Origin of the sequence: Hoylesella marshii DSM 16973 = JCM 13450 (genome assembly GCF_000146675.1) — a bacterium.
GTDB classification, from domain to species: domain Bacteria; phylum Bacteroidota; class Bacteroidia; order Bacteroidales; family Bacteroidaceae; genus Prevotella; species Prevotella marshii.
Window position 1 is genome coordinate 1,099,206 of sequence record NZ_GL397214.1, and the last position, 17,957, is coordinate 1,117,162.

Annotated in this window: 16 protein-coding genes; 12 read left to right on the plus strand and 4 right to left on the minus strand. The window is 49.3% G+C overall.

The features are described 5' to 3' along the window. Positions 1–35 precede the first annotated feature (35 nt). Positions 36–665: a DUF308 domain-containing protein gene (locus HMPREF0658_RS04550; protein ID WP_006948947.1), complete on the minus strand. Its 630-nt coding sequence runs from the start codon at positions 663–665 to the stop codon at positions 36–38. A 160-nt stretch (positions 666–825) separates the two neighbouring features. Between HMPREF0658_RS04550 and HMPREF0658_RS04555 the strand changes: the two genes are divergently transcribed. The 9 genes from HMPREF0658_RS04555 (at position 826) to HMPREF0658_RS04595 (ending at position 12,387) form a co-directional block, all read left to right on the plus strand. Beyond that, positions 826–1,332 (plus strand): histidine phosphatase family protein, encoded by a 507-nt coding sequence (locus tag HMPREF0658_RS04555; protein ID WP_024990960.1) that lies wholly within the window; start codon positions 826–828, stop codon positions 1,330–1,332. A gap of 40 nt (positions 1,333–1,372) precedes the next feature. Then, positions 1,373–3,919 (plus strand): M1 family metallopeptidase, encoded by a 2,547-nt coding sequence (locus HMPREF0658_RS04560; RefSeq protein WP_006948949.1) that lies wholly within the window; start codon positions 1,373–1,375, stop codon positions 3,917–3,919. A gap of 583 nt (positions 3,920–4,502) precedes the next feature. Continuing rightward, positions 4,503–5,423 carry a hypothetical protein gene (locus tag HMPREF0658_RS04565; RefSeq protein ID WP_024990959.1) on the plus strand — a complete coding sequence of 307 codons (921 nt, stop codon included), beginning with the start codon at positions 4,503–4,505 and terminating at the stop codon, positions 5,421–5,423. Then, on the plus strand, positions 5,401–7,560 hold the full coding sequence (locus HMPREF0658_RS04570) for a hypothetical protein (RefSeq protein WP_006948951.1): 2,160 nt from the start codon (positions 5,401–5,403) through the stop codon (positions 7,558–7,560). Before HMPREF0658_RS04565 ends, HMPREF0658_RS04570 begins: the two co-directional genes overlap by 23 nt. A gap of 224 nt (positions 7,561–7,784) precedes the next feature. Then, a complete protein-coding gene (locus HMPREF0658_RS04575) occupies positions 7,785–8,414 on the plus strand; it encodes a hypothetical protein (protein WP_024990958.1) in 630 nt (209 codons plus the stop codon). Positions 8,415–8,518: 104 nt separating this feature from the next. Next, entirely contained in the window at positions 8,519–8,812 is a 294-nt protein-coding gene (locus HMPREF0658_RS04580; RefSeq protein WP_006948957.1) for a hypothetical protein, read from the plus strand. A gap of 8 nt (positions 8,813–8,820) precedes the next feature. Further along, positions 8,821–9,129, plus strand: a complete 309-nt coding sequence (locus tag HMPREF0658_RS04585; RefSeq protein ID WP_006948958.1) for a cell division protein ZapA — start codon at positions 8,821–8,823, stop codon at positions 9,127–9,129. A 130-nt stretch (positions 9,130–9,259) separates the two neighbouring features. Then, positions 9,260–10,795: a ribonuclease Y gene (gene rny / locus HMPREF0658_RS04590; protein WP_006948959.1), complete on the plus strand. Its 1,536-nt coding sequence runs from the start codon at positions 9,260–9,262 to the stop codon at positions 10,793–10,795. A gap of 512 nt (positions 10,796–11,307) precedes the next feature. After that, positions 11,308–12,387 (plus strand): hypothetical protein, encoded by a 1,080-nt coding sequence (locus HMPREF0658_RS04595; RefSeq protein WP_006948961.1) that lies wholly within the window; start codon positions 11,308–11,310, stop codon positions 12,385–12,387. A 7-nt stretch (positions 12,388–12,394) separates the two neighbouring features. Here HMPREF0658_RS04595 and HMPREF0658_RS04600 read toward each other — a convergent pair whose 3' ends face one another. Further along, the gene (locus tag HMPREF0658_RS04600) at positions 12,395–12,574 is read right to left on the minus strand and encodes a hypothetical protein (RefSeq protein WP_006948962.1); all 180 of its coding nucleotides are present in this window, start codon (positions 12,572–12,574) and stop codon (positions 12,395–12,397) included. A gap of 198 nt (positions 12,575–12,772) precedes the next feature. Here HMPREF0658_RS04600 and rpsF point away from each other — a divergent pair, with 198 nt between their 5' ends. The 3 genes from rpsF to rplI are packed head-to-tail and all read left to right on the plus strand — an operon-like array spanning position 12,773 to position 13,939. Continuing rightward, positions 12,773–13,120, plus strand: coding sequence for a 30S ribosomal protein S6 (gene rpsF, locus HMPREF0658_RS04605; RefSeq protein ID WP_006948964.1), 348 nt, complete (start codon positions 12,773–12,775; stop codon positions 13,118–13,120). After that, positions 13,121–13,390 (plus strand): 30S ribosomal protein S18, encoded by a 270-nt coding sequence (rpsR, locus tag HMPREF0658_RS04610; RefSeq protein WP_202898907.1) that lies wholly within the window; start codon positions 13,121–13,123, stop codon positions 13,388–13,390. Between the two features lie 18 nt (positions 13,391–13,408). Further along, positions 13,409–13,939, plus strand: a complete 531-nt coding sequence (rplI, locus tag HMPREF0658_RS04615) for a 50S ribosomal protein L9 (protein ID WP_006948966.1) — start codon at positions 13,409–13,411, stop codon at positions 13,937–13,939. A 193-nt stretch (positions 13,940–14,132) separates the two neighbouring features. Here the strand turns inward: rplI and HMPREF0658_RS04620 are convergent, their stop codons facing one another. Together HMPREF0658_RS04620 and cdd are read right to left on the minus strand one after the other, a co-directional pair. Continuing rightward, positions 14,133–17,015 carry a M16 family metallopeptidase gene (locus tag HMPREF0658_RS04620; protein ID WP_006948967.1) on the minus strand — a complete coding sequence of 961 codons (2,883 nt, stop codon included), beginning with the start codon at positions 17,013–17,015 and terminating at the stop codon, positions 14,133–14,135. Positions 17,016–17,461: 446 nt separating this feature from the next. Beyond that, positions 17,462–17,947, minus strand: a complete 486-nt coding sequence (gene cdd / locus HMPREF0658_RS04625) for a cytidine deaminase (RefSeq protein WP_006948969.1) — start codon at positions 17,945–17,947, stop codon at positions 17,462–17,464. Between the last annotated feature and the right edge of the window lie 10 nt (positions 17,948–17,957).

The following is a 17,957-nucleotide window of genomic DNA, read 5'->3' on the forward strand; positions in this document are numbered from 1 at the left end:
GAAGAGTGCCATCCTTTTATATTACCGAAAACAAGCTATTCGGTAACGGAAGCACTATTCTCGTCGTCCGAAAGGGGTATTTCCGCAGCTTTTGCTTCGATATTTCGCCTGACAGAATGAGATTTAATACCGTTCAGACATTCGGTCACTCCGTAAAGAATCATAGTTAATCCTATGATAAGAAGCGGTGCGCTGGCAATAAAAGACGGTTTCACAATAGCCACGATGCCCACAAGAAGTGCCAACGACGGCAGCATCCAATAGAAGAGCCCTATACGACAATATTTCGTAAGCGAGCCTAATCCTACGAATTGGTTGAGTGCTCCGAGGATGAGAAGGGCGGCTAAAAGATATACCTGCCAAGCAATGAAAGTGTCAGGCATCAGTGAAAGAATGGCACCCAATATCAGACTTCCCGCACCTACGATGGGATATGCAGGACGGACAGCAGATGACGACTCTGCCAACGTTTCGCCGTCTGAGGTATCTTTGGAAGCTCTGCGCAAGGCAAAGAAGGTGGCACAGGATACGATACCCGAGAGAAAGAACAATACACCGATGGCTACCGTGAGCCAAGTTACGGTCTCCTCACGATACATAATCAGCAATCCGCCTACTACAATAGCACACAATGCGCGCACATAAATACTCTGTATGACTTTCATTTCTTTTCCGTTCGTTGGTGATATTTATGCGGACAAAAGTACGAACTATCTCTTATATGAGCAATCTTTTTTATACTTTTGTGCTGAAATTCATGTACCGAAAGGCCAGAAATGTATCAACACGCATATAAATGGCCACCACACAAATACCGAAAACAAGATGACAAGACTATGGTTGGTTCGTCATGGAGAGACGATAGACAATGTAAAACAGATACTTCAAGGCCAATGTCAGGGTGAACTCACTGAGCATGGTCTACAGCAGGCATGCGACGTAAGAGACAGACTAAGGGATGAGTCTATCGATGCTTTCCTTTCAAGCGACCTGAAACGCTCTATCGACACATGCCGTGTGATTGCTGAACCTCACGGAAAAGAAGTGACTACTACTCCACTCCTAAGAGAGAGAGATTGGGGTGACTTTACCGGTGCGTTTATACCTGATTTGAAAGGCCGTCAGTGGCCGGAAAACGTTGAAACACTCGATGCGCTGCGTGCACGTGCCCACAAGTTTCTGTGCTTCCTGCGACAGACTTTTCCCAATTGTACCGTGCTTGCCGTCGGTCACGGCATTATCAATAAAGCCATACAGAGTGTGTACTTCGACAAGCCGATGAATGAGATCATGAAGATGAACAATGCAGAGGTGCGCGAACTACTTCTGTAACAAAGACAATTCCGATATGTAATACCTACAAAACAAAGATATGACTACACAAAAAGCACATCCTTACCTTTTATTATCCGCCATCCTCTTAGCCCTCTTATTCATTCCCTTTCTGCCCGCTACGGCACAAGAGGAACGAGGTGTTCCACTGAAATTGGCTGACCTACGGGAACAGACCATCAGTCAACCTGCCTACCACCTCAACTTCACCATACCTAAAGAAGGTGTTGTCAAGGGAGAAGCCATCATCTCATTCGTCAGCAAGACCCGACGAGTGGTACTCGATTTCCAAGCCGATGCCAACCAACTCCACACCATCATGGTAAACGGACAAAAAGCCAATGCCACCGTAGTAAACGAGCATATAGTGCTTCCTCGCTCGCTTATACGAAAAGGCAAGAACACCGTTGCGTTGCAGTTCACAGCAGGCGACAAGGCTTTAAACCGCCATACCGATTTTCTCTACACGCTGTTGGTACCCGACAAGGCACGAATGCTGTTCCCTTGCTTCGACCAACCCAATCTGAAAGCACAGTTTACGCTGACGCTGACCGTACCAAACGGTTGGTGTGCGGTGTCCAACACGGCCATCGTCGATTCTGTTTCTATCTCTGAAGGCATGCGATACACCTTTGGTACGACCCGACTTCTGCCTACCTATCTGTTTTCTTTCGTGGTCGGACGTTTCCAAAAGACATCTACCGTATGCGACGGTCTCCCTATGACAGCCTATTATCGCGAGACCGACACTGCAAAAGTTTCGCAATTACCCGAAGTTTTTCGGCAGATTGCCTACTCCAAACGCTGGTTGGAAGACTACACCGGTATAAAGATGCCGTTTGAAAAATACGATTTCATCATGATTCCGGGCTTCCAATTCGGGGGGATGGAGCATCCGGGAGCCGTGCTCTACAAGCATAACTCCATCTTCTTAGGCCCCACGCCCACACCTGATGAGCTGCTCCGACGCGCCGAACTCCTTGCACATGAAACCACTCATTACTGGTTTGGCGACCTCGTAACCATGCGTTGGTTCAACGATGTATGGACAAAAGAGGTTTTTGCCAACTACTTGGCTGCCAAAATCATGCAGCCCTTATATCCCGACATCGACCATCCGCTCAATTTCCTACGCTCCTATCAGACACGTGCCCTTACCGAAGACCGCACACAGGGCACACACCCCATTCAGCAACCGCTTGATAATCTTAACAACGCAGGCCTGCTCTACGGCAATATCATCTACTGCAAAGCTCCTGTCATGATGCGCAAACTCGAAGAGACTATCGGCGAAAAGAACTTCCGCGATGGCCTTTCCGAATACTTAAAAACCTATTCTTATGGCAATGCTACATGGGACAATCTGGTAAACATCTTCGCAAAGAAAGACCCGCGGGTACTACAATTCAACGATGTATGGGTGAAATCAAAAGGGTTGCCTACGATTTCGTGCGAGGCGAAAGACGGCATACTTACGGTGCGGGAAACCGATCCTTACGGCAGAGGCTGCCGATGGACACAGCGACTGAAGCTGAAACTCGTATATAACGACGACGAACAAACGGATAAAAAAGATGCTCAAATACATCCACAGACACCCTACGAAATAAAGGAAGTGACCATGGGACAGGGTGATGTACGCATACCCGTGTCAGACAGACTGCGCTTCGTGATACCCAACTGCGACGGCAGTACCTACGGACGTTTCGTTCTCGATGACCGCGCATTGAACTACCTTCTTGCCACATGGGCAGAAGAAGAGAGTGCCGAAGCACGCATGGCTGCCCTCATGAATATCTATGAAAACCGACTGATGCACCGTTGTTCCGACGAACAAACTGCTCGTTCGCTGCTTCGAGGCCTGAAATGGGAGCAAGACCCGCTGGTAGCATCGGCATGCTGCAACTATATGTCGTCGGTCATGAGCCGTCTTCATGGTGAACCGAGACTACAAATGGAGCGTAAAATGTGGTATATGAGCCTCTCCCATTCCCTCGTGTCGTGCCGGCAAAGGCTGGTGAGGTCGCTCTTCAGCTTAGCTACCGACACAACCCTCATTGCCCATCTCTATGACGTATGGCAGCAACAAAGCAACAAGCAACTGAACGAGCGCGACTATACAAGCCTCGCTTACCAACTTGCCATCCGCCGTCCGGCAGAGTGGCGCGCCATTCTCGATACACAGAGGAGCCGACTTACAAGTGCCGACCGTAAGGAAGAATTCGACTTCATCAGCCGTGCCTGCACACCCGATGTGGAGGAGAGACGAGCACTGTTTCGCTCCTTGCTCAAGAAAGAAAACCGAAAGGTAGAGCCTTGGGCAGCATCGCTACTCTCACTACTCAACCATCCGTTGCGGCAACAACAGGCTTTGGAATACATCCTGCCCGGATTAAACGTGCTGGAAGAGGTACAACGCACTGGCGACATATTCTTTGCGAAAGACTGGGTCATGGCGTTGCTCGCAGGACACGACAGCGACGAGGCTAAACACATTGTGGAAACGTTTGTGGAAACTCATCCCAACTATCCGCCGGCACTGCGAAACAAACTTCTGCAAGCTGCCTATCCGCTGCTCAACCGATAGTGCAGTCCAACAGACATCCACTGCCGCCCAACTATCTCCGTTAGGATAAAGAGGATATTCTCAATACCATACTTATAATGACATAAGATACAACGCAAGCTCAGGAAACGAAGTTCGCTGTGCGAAGCGAATAGCGAGCTCCATTTCTGCACTTATCTTTCAATCATTAAAGAATACGATTTGTCTCAAGAAAGGTTGCCGATCTTCCATGTAAAACGCCACCTGTACATAGAACAACCGGCATTTGTACAGGGTACAGATGCCGACTTATCAATCGTAACTTTACGACCCTTCCAAATTGTAATCTCAAGCTTTTGAGTATCAAATACTAAAGAATCAAAACAAAAACGGGGTAAAAAGTTACAGATTAAAAGTATCTTTCGGCCGACATAAAAACATCGATGAATCTACAGACAACACAAAAGAGAGTATGAGAAAAGGAGGTGGATTTAGAATATCCGCACCCTTTTCTATGAGCAATGAGATAGGAGGGAGGGAATATGAGGGGACGATGTAGACCGAAAATGAGAAACTGATGCGATTAGGTCAGGGAGTGACGGAAAAAATGTATATTTGCAATGCAATGAAGAAACAATTGTTATGGGGCATGAGTCTGCTGTTCGTGGTCTCCTGCAACACAGGACATGAGACAGAAATGGTACGTGGAGCCTACTATTGGAGCACTACGTTTGCTTTAGACAGCACACAGCAGGCCTTTCTGTCGACACATCGCATCAGTCGTCTCTATGTGAGATACTTCGATGTAGTAGACAACCGCGAGGGACAAGCCGTGCCCAATGCCACCATCGACTTCCACTCCGCGATACCCAAAGGCATAGAAATAGTGCCCACCATCTATATATTGAACGACTGCATGCGGCACGAGGAACCCGATTTAGCGGAGAAATTGCTGAAACGGGTGCTACAAATGAACGAGACAAACGACATTCCGAAGATTCGCGAACTGCAAATAGACTGCGACTGGACAGCCTCCACCCGACAGCGTTACTACGACTTTCTGCGTGAGCTACGCGAACGGGCTGCACAACAAGGCATCGTGCTGTCGACCACCATCCGCCTACATCAGCTCTCTATGGAGGTGCCGCCGGTGGAGCGAGGCACGTTGATGATGTATAATACCGGAGATTTCAGACGACTTGATGACCATAAACCCATTCTTGACATGGCGGTGGTACGTCCCTATCTGCGACATCTGAAGCGATATGCACTGACATTGAACACAGCCTATCCGCTCTTTAAGTTCCGTCTGTTGTTCCGCCGTGGTCGATTCGTAGGCGTGATTCACAGCAAAGACGAATATCCCATTCTCTCAACAGACAGCATCATTACCCGAATGCCTGCACTGGGCGACATCATCGATGCCCGCAATGCCGTGGAAGCCATGCGTCCCGATGCCAACAACGAAATCATACTCTACGATATGAGTACCGATAATCTGACCCGTTTTAATCCATCCGAATATGAGAAGATTTATCATCCTTAACATCTTGTTCGTTCTATCGTGCCTGCGCGGAATGGCCTGTGCAGGTGAGTATTTTACGCACGACACGAATGTGTTTAATATCTTTTACAACGACGAATACGACAACGATTCCGGCGATGCCCGCCTCCTGTTTCAAAAGCAATTGGTGGACTATTGGCTGAAGTATGTGGGCGAAGGCTCCGTGCGCGCGCAGTGGAAGCGCGAGCCTGTGTATTCCGAAGCCGCTTACTTTTTTGAAAACAATTGTAAACGTCTGTTTGCTGCTGCCCGCCGAAAGGGTGATGTCGAAATGGAAACGTATTTGAAAGAGACAGTGAAGTACAACCACATCTGCGAAGAACTGTCTGACGTATGGGAATATCCCACCAAGCAGCAGTTGACTGAGCGAAAACGCATCCTTCGCAACATGCAGACCGTGGGGCTTTCCTACAAAGGCACTCGCATGAAAGCCCAATATGCACTGCTCTACATGCGTGCCAATCTGCTGTTGGGTGAGTATGCTACCAATCGCACCTACTGGTTGCAAACGGCTGCCGATTGCACGAAAGGCGTTTACCGCGATATGATGCGAAGCCTCTATGCCAACGCCTTGCTCCACACCGGGGCGTTTCGCCGCGCTTGCGATATCTATGTCGAGCAGGGCGACTGGGTGAGCGTGCGTTGGGCACTGCGGAAATATCGCAACATTGCCGGCATACAAACGATTTACAAGGAAGACCCTAACTCGCCGGCCTTGACCTATCTTGTGCAGTATTTCATCAATGGAAGCAACTCGTGCTATGAGGCAGACCCAGATGCAGCCGACGACAAAGCCCGCGAGGATGACAGAATCGTCCTCCTTTCGTTTATCGAGAAGGACGTGTTGCATCATCCTGCCGTGCGCAACAAAGCCATGTGGTTGGCCGTTTCAGCGATGTTGTATTATGATATGGATAGTAACGACGAGGCTTGGCAAGCGATCAACAAGGCCATGCAAATGCAGACCGATACCCGCACGAAAAACAGCATCCGCTGCATACGTCTGCTGATTTCCACAGCTGCCAAGCCCTTGGATAATACTTATTACGATTACCTCTCTACAGAGTTTGCGTGGTTGATTAAGCAGGGAAAGGAACAGAAGAATGCCTATTTCAACGGCGTGCTCGACCGCATTGTCTATAATGAACTGAAAACAAAACTGTATGACGGCGGACAGAAACAGTTGGCCGTCGCCCTTATCGGTATGATGGACGAATTGAGTTTGCCCGTAGAACAATATGAGTTCAATGAAGAAAGCAGTGATGTCGACACCGAGAACAGCGAGTATCACTATTTCGGGTGGGAATATACGGAATTGCTCGACGAAATGACTGCCGACGAGTTGCGCGATTATTTCCGTTACATTGCCGGCACGCCCGCAAATGCAATCGAGCGGTTCGCATTCTCGCGTATCTATAGAGGCGATGATATGTTCAACGATCTCATCGGCACAAAGTACATCGCACGGGGGGATTTTGCCACGGCACTCACATATCTCGAAAGGGTTTCTATGAAAAATGTCAATGCTACAGATATTTCGTTTTATGCCGATGACCGTGACTATGAAAAGGAGCGGTGGTTCGTGAGGCAACGGGCACCCGAACAGGATAGCGATGAAACGGCCGATCGCCCTAATATGACGGAGAATCCCAAAGTAAACTTCTGCCGCGAGATGCTGCAATTAGAGCGTCGGTTCTCGCTCGCCCGCGAGGGAGAAGGCAAGCGTGGCATGGCCTACGATTTGGCCACACGCTACTACCAAGCCTCCTGTTATGGCGACTGCTGGTATCTGACGCACAATACGCAGAGTTGGGATGACAGTGCGCGTGTCAACGAAAAGGACTTTGCTGCTACAGCCATTGCTTATCTGAACATCAGCAAAAAGAGCAAAGACAAAGACTTGCAGGCGAAAAGCCTCTTTGCCATCGCCTACATCTGTTATCAAATTGAGGTATGGGGCTGCACCTACGAGCATGGTGAGTGGTTCTCAGACATCCCTCCGTACTCGCCCGTTTATCCCGCTTATCGTGAATTGGCTGCTTGCGTAAGACGAGACAAGACGCAACGAGACTACATCACACATTGTGACATACTGCAAGAGTTTATGAACAGTAACTGACCGCATACTGCCCAATACCCGATTTCAACAGCGAGGTATCGGGCATTTGTTTTCCGGTCGGAGATTTGCTCCCAGCATGTTTTTGAGCTGCTTTCCTGTCGGAAATTGCCTCGAAAACTTTTAGAAAGCATCTTATGTCCGCCTTCACTTTGCATCTGTTTTGTTTTGTGATTCCGTGGATTTAAAGTAACTTTGCAGTGTTAAAACAAGAAATCTATAAAAATATGGGTATATTTTCAAATCTATTCGGTAAACGTGGTGTAGGCCATGCCAAAGTGGGAGGAATGGAAGACTTTATGACGCTGATACGCGTTTACTTTCAGGCATCGCTGGCAGCCGGTCTCGGTATCACAAACCTTGCCGTTTTACCGGATTTACGCACATTTAAAGCAACGCTGCGAGTTCCGACGGTGAATAACAAATTGGGGATAGGAGAGAAGACCCACTGCAAAAAGATGATGAAGGAACTCTACAAAATGGATGACAGTTTCTTCAAGGAAATCGACCGGAGTATCCGTCGTAATTGCCATAAGATGCAGGATGCGCAGACCTATCTCCTCCAGTTTCAGGCCTTCAGTCAAGATACCATGATGCTCATGGGCAATTTGATGAAGTTCAAGTTGCGCGTACCATCATTCTTCAAAAAGGCCATTCATTCCATGACAGAGAAGACTGTATCGGATATTCTGAACAAAAACGACTTTGATGATGTGGGCGTGATGAAAACCGTTATCGGTATTCGCAAGTACAATGCCCGTTTGGGATTCTCGCAAGGTTGGATAACCGAGTTTGTCTTCCATGTGGTTATGCTGGCAAAGAAGGAACCAAAGCCTGCCGACGACGGGAAGAAATAAGTGGTCGCAGGTGAGGCTATCTCCCTTGCAGCATACCGTGAAATGCAATCTTTTATTTGGCATATTCGATTAATTCAACTAATTTTGTAACCCAATTGTAGGATATGATTGCAGACGAAAATGCACTGGTACAATTCACAACGCGCATCCGACAGATGATTCTTCGCCACGAGGAAATCTCACAAGAGAAAAAGCAACTGCGTATCGCTGTGGAAGAGAAAGAGGCACAAATTGCCGAACTCACCCGTCAAATAGAGCATCTGCAACACGAGTACAACAGTCTGAAGATGGCCAGGATGATTGAAATCACGGACGACGATATGGAAACTTCCAAGAAGAAAATCAGCAAGCTCATCAGAGACATCAATAAATGTATCACACTTCTGAGTGAGAAATAAGCGGCTGAATGGCTGGAATCAACAACGAGAAACTTAATATCACACTGCATATCTACGACGAAGATATACAGGTTACAATTCCTCGAGAAGACGAAGAACTGTACCGCAATGCGGCGAAACTCATCACGAGTACCATCAGCTCTTACGCCGAAGTATACAGAGGGCGCAAGGGCGAAAAGATTATTCACTATATGGCACTCATTGATATTGCTCTTAGATATGCACGTGAAGCCAAGCGCAACGATATGACACCTGTTAATGAACTTCTTGGTAAGCTGACTTCGGAAATAGAAAAGGCTTTGGATGATAGGGAATAGCTGTGTAAGCACACAATGCCCTGTCATTTCTTCACATTTCCACTCCATCGTGTTTTTGATATTCGCCCCGCTCGCCGGAAATGATTGTCCATAAATTAAACTCAATATACGAACATAAATATAACATTCAATGACATCAACTATTATTATTGCTGCCTCCTGCCTCCTCGTCGGAGGTGTCGTAGGATACATGATATTCCGTTACATCATTAAAGGGAAATACAACGGAATGATACAAGCTGCCACAAAGGAAGCCGAAGTATTGAAAGAAAAGAAACTGCTGGAAGTAAAAGAGAAGTTTCTCAACAAAAAGAGTGAGCTGGAGAAAGAAGTGCAACAGCGCAACCAGCACATACAGCAGAGTGAGAATAAACTCAAGCAACGCGAATTGTCGTTAAACCAGCGACAGGATGAGTTGTCGCGTCGCCGGCAGGAAATGGAGCAAAATCAGCAGCGTTTTGAAAACGAAAAAAGGCTGTTGCGAATAAAACAGGAAGAGTTAGACAAAATGCAGAGCCTCGAGCGCGAGAAGTTGGAAGAGCTCTCCGGGTTGAGTGCCGAAGAAGCACGCAGCCGATTGGTGGAAAGTCTGAAAGATGAAGCCAAGACCAATGCTGCCGGCTATATCAACGAGATTATGGACGAGGCAAAGCTCAATGCCAATCAGCAGGCCAAGAAGATTGTCATACAAACCATTCAGCGCGTTGCCACCGAAACGGCCATTGAAAACTCCGTCAGTGTGTTCCATATTGACAACGACGAAGTGAAAGGCCGCATCATCGGTCGCGAAGGTCGCAACATCCGCGCGTTGGAAGCTGCTACGGGGGTGGAGATTGTGGTAGACGATACACCCGAAGCCATCGTCATTTCAGCTTTCGACCCCATCCGTCGCGAAGTTTGTCGTCTGGCATTGCATCAACTCGTGGCCGACGGCCGCATCCATCCCGCCCGTATCGAAGAGGTTGTAGCGAAAGTGAAAAGACAGTTAGACAACGAAATCATAGAAACAGGCAAGCGTACTACGATTGACTTGGGTATTCACGGCTTGCATCCCGAACTCATCCGCATCGTCGGAAAGATGAAATACCGTTCTTCATACGGTCAGAATCTGCTTCAGCATGCACGTGAGACGGCGAACCTATGTGCCATCATGGCATCGGAATTAGGGTTGAATCCCAAGAAAGCCAAACGTGCCGGACTGTTGCACGACATCGGTAAAGTGCCTGATGAAGAAAGCGAACTGCCCCACGCGCTCTATGGAGCAAAGATAGCTGAGAAGTATAAAGAGAAACCCGACATCTGCAATGCTATTGGCGCCCACCACGACGAGATAGAGATGAATACACTGCTGGCACCCATCGTGCAAGTGTGCGATGCCATTTCCGGCGCCCGCCCGGGTGCTCGCCGTGAAATCGTAGAAGCCTATATCAAACGTCTCAACGACCTCGAAGCCATCGCCATGAGCTATCCGGGCGTCACCAAGACCTATGCCATACAGGCCGGTAGAGAGCTTCGCGTCATTGTGGGGGCAGACAAGATGGATGATAAGGAAACCGAGGCTCTCTCCGGAGAGATTGCCACCAAGATACAAAACGAGATGACCTATCCGGGGCAGGTGAAGATTACCGTCATCCGCGAGACTCGCTCCGTATCTTACGCCAAGTAAGTGTCGTCGGATTCTTTCCGAGTCCAGGATAGAAAAGTCGGCAGCTGTGCTGTAGTCTTACAAACAAAAGTCTACGCATAGCTGCCGATTTTGTTTGTCGAGAACGAAATCGCCTCCGCCAACAAGCCGCTTGCAGGCTCGTTGCAAAAGTGAAAAGCGCCAACAAGCCGCTTGCAGGCTCGCTGCAAAAGTGAAAAGCACGAACAAGCCACTTGCAGGCTCGCTGCAAAAGTGAAAAGCGCCAACAAGCCGCTTGCAGGCTCGCTGCAAAAGTGAAAAGCGTCAACAAGCCGCTTGCAGGCTCGCTGCAAAAGTGAAAAGCGCCAACAAGCCGCTTGCAGGCTCGCTGCAAAAGTGAAAAGTGCCAACAAGCCGCTTGCAGGGAGATTTACAGCGTAAAAACGCCGACAGACCGTTTTTCAGATGGCTCCAATGTATTTATTTCCGAGATTCTCTTCTGAACTTCCGTTTATTTTGTACTTTTGCATCCGTTCATGTAAAAAGATTCTCTCTTGAAACTCCATCTCTTTAATCCCGAACACGACCTTGCCTTGGCCACCAATGAGGCTCATTTCACAGCTCCGCATGCTGCCCGCGAACTGCGTGCAGACCTCGGATTCATACCTGCTTTATGGGCTTCCGATGGCGATTTGGTGCTGGTAGACGACGTAGCGGCTGCTTTCAATGCCTATCGCCGTTTTAAATTTGACAGAAAGCCGGAAGTCATCTTCATAGCGAAAGATGATTTGGCTACAGGTGTTTTTTCTTCAGACGCACATATAGAAATCGCTCCTTGGGGATGGGACAGAGCCATTGCCACGCAGTTGAAGAGCATGCAGATTCCCGAACATTTGTTGCCAAGCGACGACGCATTGCAGCATATCCGTCGCCTGTCGCATCGGCAAACATCCGTCGCCTTGCTTCATGCTTTGCGGAAGCAACTTCCGCAATCGACTGTAGGAGAGCGAGTGGAATGTCGGTGCATGATGGAAGTGCATCAATGGATTGACCGTTGGCATCACGTCGTGGTAAAAGCACCGTGGAGCAGTAGCGGGCGTGGCGTGAGATACATTCATTCCGAGATGGAAACCAACACCGCGGGATGGCTCAACAACATGATTACCCGACAGGGAAGCATCTTCGTAGAGCCCTATTTCAACAAGGTGAAAGATTTTGGCATGGAGTTCTTTTCAGACGGAAATGGACGCATTGATTATTGGGGATTGTCGCTCTTCAAAACCATAAACGGGGCGTATGCAGGAAGTCTGCTGGCCACAGAAGAGGAGAAAGAAACCGCTTTGACGGGATATATATCAAAAGACGTGATACAAACGGTCTGTACCCGCATTCAAAATCAAATGGGAAGCCTGCTCAAAGGTCGCTATGCCGGAGCGTTCGGGGTGGATATGATGGTGGTAGCAGAAAAAGACGGAAACGGTTTTGTCTTGCATCCCTGTGTAGAAATCAATCTTCGTCGCACGATGGGGCATCTTGCTTTAGCGTTGTCACCCAAGGAAAGTGGCATCCCAAAACTCATGCGCATCTGCTACGAAGGCACGTCTTATCGTTTGAGAATCATGCCCGCAGATTAATCTCACTTCAGTATCGGCTTTCTTTTTTCAGGCCGACAGTGTAGCCGATAGTGCCTGAAACTATCAATGCAGAAGCCGAAAGCAAAGGGATGTTGCTATCGTTCCATCCGGTAATAAGGATTATTGCGAAGAGTATGCTCCCTACAAAAATGGCATACAGTCCAATGTGAGCCCAGCGTATCTTCATGAATCATTTTATTTTCTTTGTGGCGCAAAAGTACGAAGAAATACGTTGTACCTTGCCCCTTGGTCGTTGTATTTTCTGCAAAAAACAGTTAAATCACATGGAATACAATAGCGCACATGGCGTATTTCAAACGGAAATCATTACCTTTGCACAGCATTTTTGCAAATTATCAATTATTAATCAATTATTTAAAGTAGTATGAATCAATACGAAACCGTTTTCATTTTGACTCCCGTTTTGTCTGATGAACAGATGAAGGAAACGGTCGCTAAATTCAGAAATCTGCTCGTAGAAAAAGGAGCAGAAATCGTGAATGAAGAGACCTGGGGGCTGAAGAAGATGGCTTATGCTATTCAGAAGAAGTCCACAGGCTTTTATTGCCTGCTGGAGTTCAAAGCAGAGCCAGAAGTAATTAACACGCTCGAAACACAGTTCAGACGCGAAGAGAAAGTGATTCGTTTCATGACTGTTAAGCTCGACAAATATGCTATTCAGTATGCCGAGAAGAGAAAAAACAAATGGACAGAAAAACTAAAGGAGGCTTAAATCATGGCAGAACAATCGGAAATCAGATATTTAACTCCACCTTCCGTGGACACGAAGAAGAAGAAATACTGCCGCTTTAAGAAGAGCGGTATCAAGTATATCGACTATAAAGACCCCGACTTTCTGAAGAAATTCCTGAATGAACAGGGTAAGATTCTTCCCCGTCGCATTACCGGAACGTCATTAAAGTATCAGCGTCGTGTAGCTCAGGCTATCAAGCGCGCACGTCAGATAGCATTGCTGCCTTACGTAACTGATTTGATGAAATAAATAAGGAGGAATTGACAGATGGAAATCATACTGAAAGAAGATATTATCGGCTTGGGTTACAAGAACGATATCGTAGAAGTGAAATCCGGCTATGGCCGCAACTATCTCATTCCTAAGGGTAAAGGAGTCATTGCTTCTGAATCTGCCAAGAAGGTACTTGCAGAGAACCTGAAGCAGCAAGCCCACAAGTTGGCTGCTTTGAAAGATGCTGCTGCAAAGCGCGCAGAAGCATTGAATGGGGTGGCTCTCGTCATTGAAACCAAGGTAAGTGCTACCGGTGTGACATATGGTTCGGTGAATGCAGCTACCGTGGCCGAAGAGTTGAGCAAGAAAGGTTTTGATATCGACCGCAAAATCATTACGATGCGCGACATCAAGACTGTGGGTGACTTCGAAGCTGTTATCCATTTCCATAAGGAAGTGGAGGTAGTTATCCCTGTAAAGGTGGTTGCCGAGAATGCACCCGTTGAGGCTGCACCTGCCGAAGAGGTTGCTCCCGTAGAAGAACCGCAGGTTCAGACAGAGGAGGAAGCACCTGCCGCTGAGTAAGAAATATATAGCAAATAGATTTATCTTCAATCCCGATTGCCTGTGATGGCCGTCGGGATTTTTTTTGCGATTCAATCCCAATCGGTCATAAGACTGCTCATCTAACATCTTAATATTGATGACATGGCTTCCATCAGCAATTCCTTTTTCGTCCTATCCCTTCTATGAAAGTTCAGCGGACTTCTTCCTACTTTTATCGGTAGATATCTGACCGGTGCAGTTCCACGATACGTCCGTATTGCGCCAAGCGTTTCAAATCGAGTTTCTTCTTGTTGCCTACAACGATGATGGCGCGGGGTTCTTTGCCGGCTGTGTTCGTCTGATAATTGGTCACGTCGTTGGCCGAAAGCGAAGGGAGAATCGTCAGCCATCGCCGGGACGGATCTTCTGTGTAACCGTTTCTGTGCAAGAAGGCGATGCGATTGCCGATACTGCGAAACGAGGGGAAGTTGTTGGAAATTCTGTTCAGTATGCCTTGTCGGGCAATATCAACCCCCGTTTGTCGCAGCGGCATGTGGGTAAGCAGACTGTCGAGCACAGAGAGTGCGTTCATGGTCTTGTCGGCCTGTGTGCCTAAGCGGGTGGTGAAGGCCGTCGGTGCATCGGCATGGCGGATGAGCGAAGGACACATCAGATTGGCGGAGGCATAGTAGGCCAGCGAGCGAAACTCGCGTATCTCTTGGAAAATAACCGACGACATGCCGTTACCTAAATAGTCTGCCCACAGCGTTTGTCTAACGCGGTCTTCCACCGTGGGGGCGGATGGCAACTGGGCATACGTGCCGATGATGGTCTGCCGCGCCGAGGGATTGTTGAACAGATAGACCGTAGGCTCACAGACGGGCATGAGGGGGACGAATGTGGACTGGGCGGGACGCGCCATGCTGTCGATAGAGAACTGTTGCTTCAGGGCTTGCGCCACTTCGTCGGGCGGAAGTTGTCCGCTATAGACGATGGAGCATGCGTAGCGTTGCGCGTCGGCAAAATGTGCCAAGAGGTCTTCGGCACGCAGGGCACTCAGGGTCTTTGCCGAGGGCTGCGTGAGGTAAGCAGAGCGGTCGCCGTTGGCCACGCGTTCGAAGACGGCATTGGCAATGGTCGTGTTGTCTTTGAAGAACGTGCGGTCGCTTAATTTCCTTTCGGTTACGACATCGCGCATTTTCCGTGCATCAACCTCGGCATGATACATGAAATGATTGAGCAAACGGAGCGTGGGTGCGAGGTTACGGTCGTATCCGCTGATGCCGAGGATGAAGCTCGCGTTATCAACGCTTATCGCCATGTGTGAGCCCAACTGTTGGAATGCTTTGCCCAACGCGAGTTTCGAGAGTGAGTCGGTGCCGACAGTGGAGAGGTATTCTTTTGTTGCTTCGAGCAATGGGTCGGCAATGGTGCCTTGATGGAAGATGAATTGCAGTTTGAAGAGGTCGTTTACGGGATTCTTCACTGCGTAGAGATTTACCTGCGGCGAGAGTGCGATGGTGGTGGCATCGCGGTCGAAGTCGATGAGGCGTACAGGTTTGTCGTCGGTTGGCATCTTCGAGAGTTGTTCGGCGTAGGCCGACTGTGCGCCGATGTTTTTCGGCGTGACGGGTTGGTAGCCCGGCTGCGCCATCTTGTCCTTTTTTCCGCTGCCGTATTTCTTAACGACACGTATGGATTGGTCGTTGAAGTAGCGGGCAGCCACGCGCATGATGTCGGCCTTCGTGAGGTTGGCCACATTGCGACCGGTGCTTATATAGTCGTCCCACGAGCGGTCTTGAGTAAAGGCGTCAATCATAGCACTTGCACGGCTGTCGATTTGCTCCATCATCTGTTGTTTTTCTCTGATGTAGTCGCGTTTCAGACTTTGCAGCATCTCGTCGCTGAACGCACCGCTTTTCAGTCGGTCTACCTGTTGACGACACAGTGTTTCAACCTTGTGTTTGGAACCGAAAGGGATGTTGGGCACGGCACCGAAGAACAGCAGTCCCGTGTGTCGGAGTGCCATACGTTCGCAGAAGGCATAGAGCATCTTGTGGCTGTGCACCAGCGAGTCGAGCAAACCGGTGTTGTTGTCGTTGGAGAGCAGTTGGGTGGCTATGTCTAATGCTGGGGCATCGGGGGCATCGTCGGTCGGGGCACGGAAGGCTACGGCATCTATCTTGATGAGCGGAATGGGTAGTTTGACACCGAGCGTCTCCTTGCCCGTGAAAGGCGATAGTTGCCAAGGCGCGCGTGCCGGAGCATTGCCCGGGCGTATTCGTCCGAAAGTTCGTTCGAGGAGCGGCATGAGGGTGGAGGGGTCGATGTCGCCGCAGAGAATAAGCCCCATGTTGCCTGCCACGTAGTATTTGTCGAAGAACTCGCGCATTTCGCTGAGCTTCGGATTCTTCAGATTTTCGGTGCTGCCGAGGACGGGATAGGCGTAGGGACTGCCAGCAAAGAGCTTGCTCATAAACTTTTCCATGGCATTGCCGAGCACATTGTCGTTGACCATGTTTTTTTCCTCGTACACGGTTTCGAGTTCGTTTTGGAATCCGCGGAACACGGGATGGATGAGCCGTTCGCTGTTCAGTTCCGCCCATTGTGCGATGTATTGGGGGGCGAACTCGTTGTGGTAGACGGTCTCGTCGTAGGAAGTGTAGGCGTTGAGTTTTGAGCCGCCATAGCGGGTAATCAGCGAGTTGAACTCGTTGGGGATGCTGTAGTCGGCAGCTTTCCGGCTCAACCGGTTGATATCTTGCTGCAAGGCGCGGCGGGCGGCCTTGTCGGCTGTAAGGGCGAGTTGGTCGTATCGGGCGGAGATGGAATCCAGCCACGGTTTCTCTGCTTGGTAGTTGGTGGTGCCGATTTGGTCGGTTCCCTTAAACATGATGTGCTCAAAGTAGTGGGCAATGCCGGTGTTGGGGCAGTCGTTGGCACCTGCTTTCACTACCACTGCGCCCATCACTTTGGGTTGGCTGTGGTCTTCGTTGAGCCATACGGTCATGCCGTTGGAGAGTTTGTGTTCCACCACCCGAAGCGGGTCGGTCTGCTGTGCACACACCGGATAGATGCTGCACCACGTGATGAGAAATGCGAGGATATGTTTCATGTTGTGTTTGTTTTTTTATGATGGACGATGCAAAGGTACGCGGAAGATGGAGAATGGCCAAGACTTTTCTCTCGCTTTTTATCGGGATGTACCGGCGCAGGGTGCGCCGGGGCTGCATGAGTGCCGAACCATGTCGGCGCAGGGTGCGCCGGGGCTGCGCGAGTGCCAAACCATGCCGGCGCAGGGTGCGCCGAGACCGCACGAGTGCCAAGTGTTAAGATTTAGACTGCGCCGTTAACAAATGAGTGCCAAACAGTTAAAATATCAACTACGCCGTTAACGGATGAGTGCCGAGTGTTAAGATTTAGACTGCGCCGTTAACAAATGAGTGTCGTGCGGTCTCGGCAGAGGCTCTGCCGAGGCTCCCGGAGTGCCAAACCATGCCGGCAGAGGCTCTGCCGGGGCTTTCGGAGTGTCGCACAGTGCAAACCGGAGTTCGGGTCGGGTCATGGGTGCATACACTCGTCTACAAAGGAGAGGGGTAAGAGGTCTTTCATGCTGTTGAGTGCATAGATGGCATTCGTGCCATAAAGCAGAATGCGGACGGGCTGGCGGTAACGGTCTTCTATTTCCAATACTACCTGCCGGCATGCACCGCAAGGACTGATGGGGTTTGCCAACAGATGTCCCTCCGTATTTCGAGCGGCCACGGCCAACGTGCGTATGGGCTGGTCGGGGAATTGCGATTGGGCGGCAAATATGGCCGAGCGTTCCGCGCAGAGACCGGAGGGGTATGCGGCATTCTCCTGATTGGCGCCGATAACCGTCCGTCCGTCGTTGAGCAAGAGGGCTGCACCCACACGGAAGTGCGAATATTTGGCATACGCATTCTGTGTGGCATCGATGGCTGCTTTGAGAAGTTGTTGCTCAACTTGGGAAAGTTCTTCCATCGTATAGACTTCAATGTCGATGGGCAGATTGATGTGTTTCATTTGTCTTCTT

Excerpts from the sequence above, each read along its gene's own strand:
- HMPREF0658_RS04550 (WP_006948947.1), bottom strand. The coding sequence starts at position 665 with ATGAAAGTCATACAGAGTATTTATGTGCGCGCATTGTGTGCTATTGTA.
- HMPREF0658_RS04555 (WP_024990960.1), top strand. The coding sequence starts at position 826 with ATGACAAGACTATGGTTGGTTCGTCATGGAGAGACGATAGACAATGTA.
- HMPREF0658_RS04560 (WP_006948949.1), top strand. The coding sequence starts at position 1,373 with ATGACTACACAAAAAGCACATCCTTACCTTTTATTATCCGCCATCCTC.
- HMPREF0658_RS04565 (WP_024990959.1), top strand. The coding sequence starts at position 4,503 with ATGAAGAAACAATTGTTATGGGGCATGAGTCTGCTGTTCGTGGTCTCC.
- HMPREF0658_RS04570 (WP_006948951.1), top strand. The coding sequence starts at position 5,401 with ATGAGAAGATTTATCATCCTTAACATCTTGTTCGTTCTATCGTGCCTG.
- HMPREF0658_RS04575 (WP_024990958.1), top strand. The coding sequence starts at position 7,785 with ATGGGTATATTTTCAAATCTATTCGGTAAACGTGGTGTAGGCCATGCC.
- HMPREF0658_RS04580 (WP_006948957.1), top strand. The coding sequence starts at position 8,519 with ATGATTGCAGACGAAAATGCACTGGTACAATTCACAACGCGCATCCGA.
- HMPREF0658_RS04585 (WP_006948958.1), top strand. The coding sequence starts at position 8,821 with ATGGCTGGAATCAACAACGAGAAACTTAATATCACACTGCATATCTAC.
- rny (WP_006948959.1), top strand. The coding sequence starts at position 9,260 with ATGACATCAACTATTATTATTGCTGCCTCCTGCCTCCTCGTCGGAGGT.
- HMPREF0658_RS04600 (WP_006948962.1), bottom strand. The coding sequence starts at position 12,574 with ATGAAGATACGCTGGGCTCACATTGGACTGTATGCCATTTTTGTAGGG.
- rpsF (WP_006948964.1), top strand. The coding sequence starts at position 12,773 with ATGAATCAATACGAAACCGTTTTCATTTTGACTCCCGTTTTGTCTGAT.
- rplI (WP_006948966.1), top strand. The coding sequence starts at position 13,409 with ATGGAAATCATACTGAAAGAAGATATTATCGGCTTGGGTTACAAGAAC.
- HMPREF0658_RS04620 (WP_006948967.1), bottom strand. The coding sequence starts at position 17,015 with ATGAAACATATCCTCGCATTTCTCATCACGTGGTGCAGCATCTATCCG.
- cdd (WP_006948969.1), bottom strand. The coding sequence starts at position 17,947 with ATGAAACACATCAATCTGCCCATCGACATTGAAGTCTATACGATGGAA.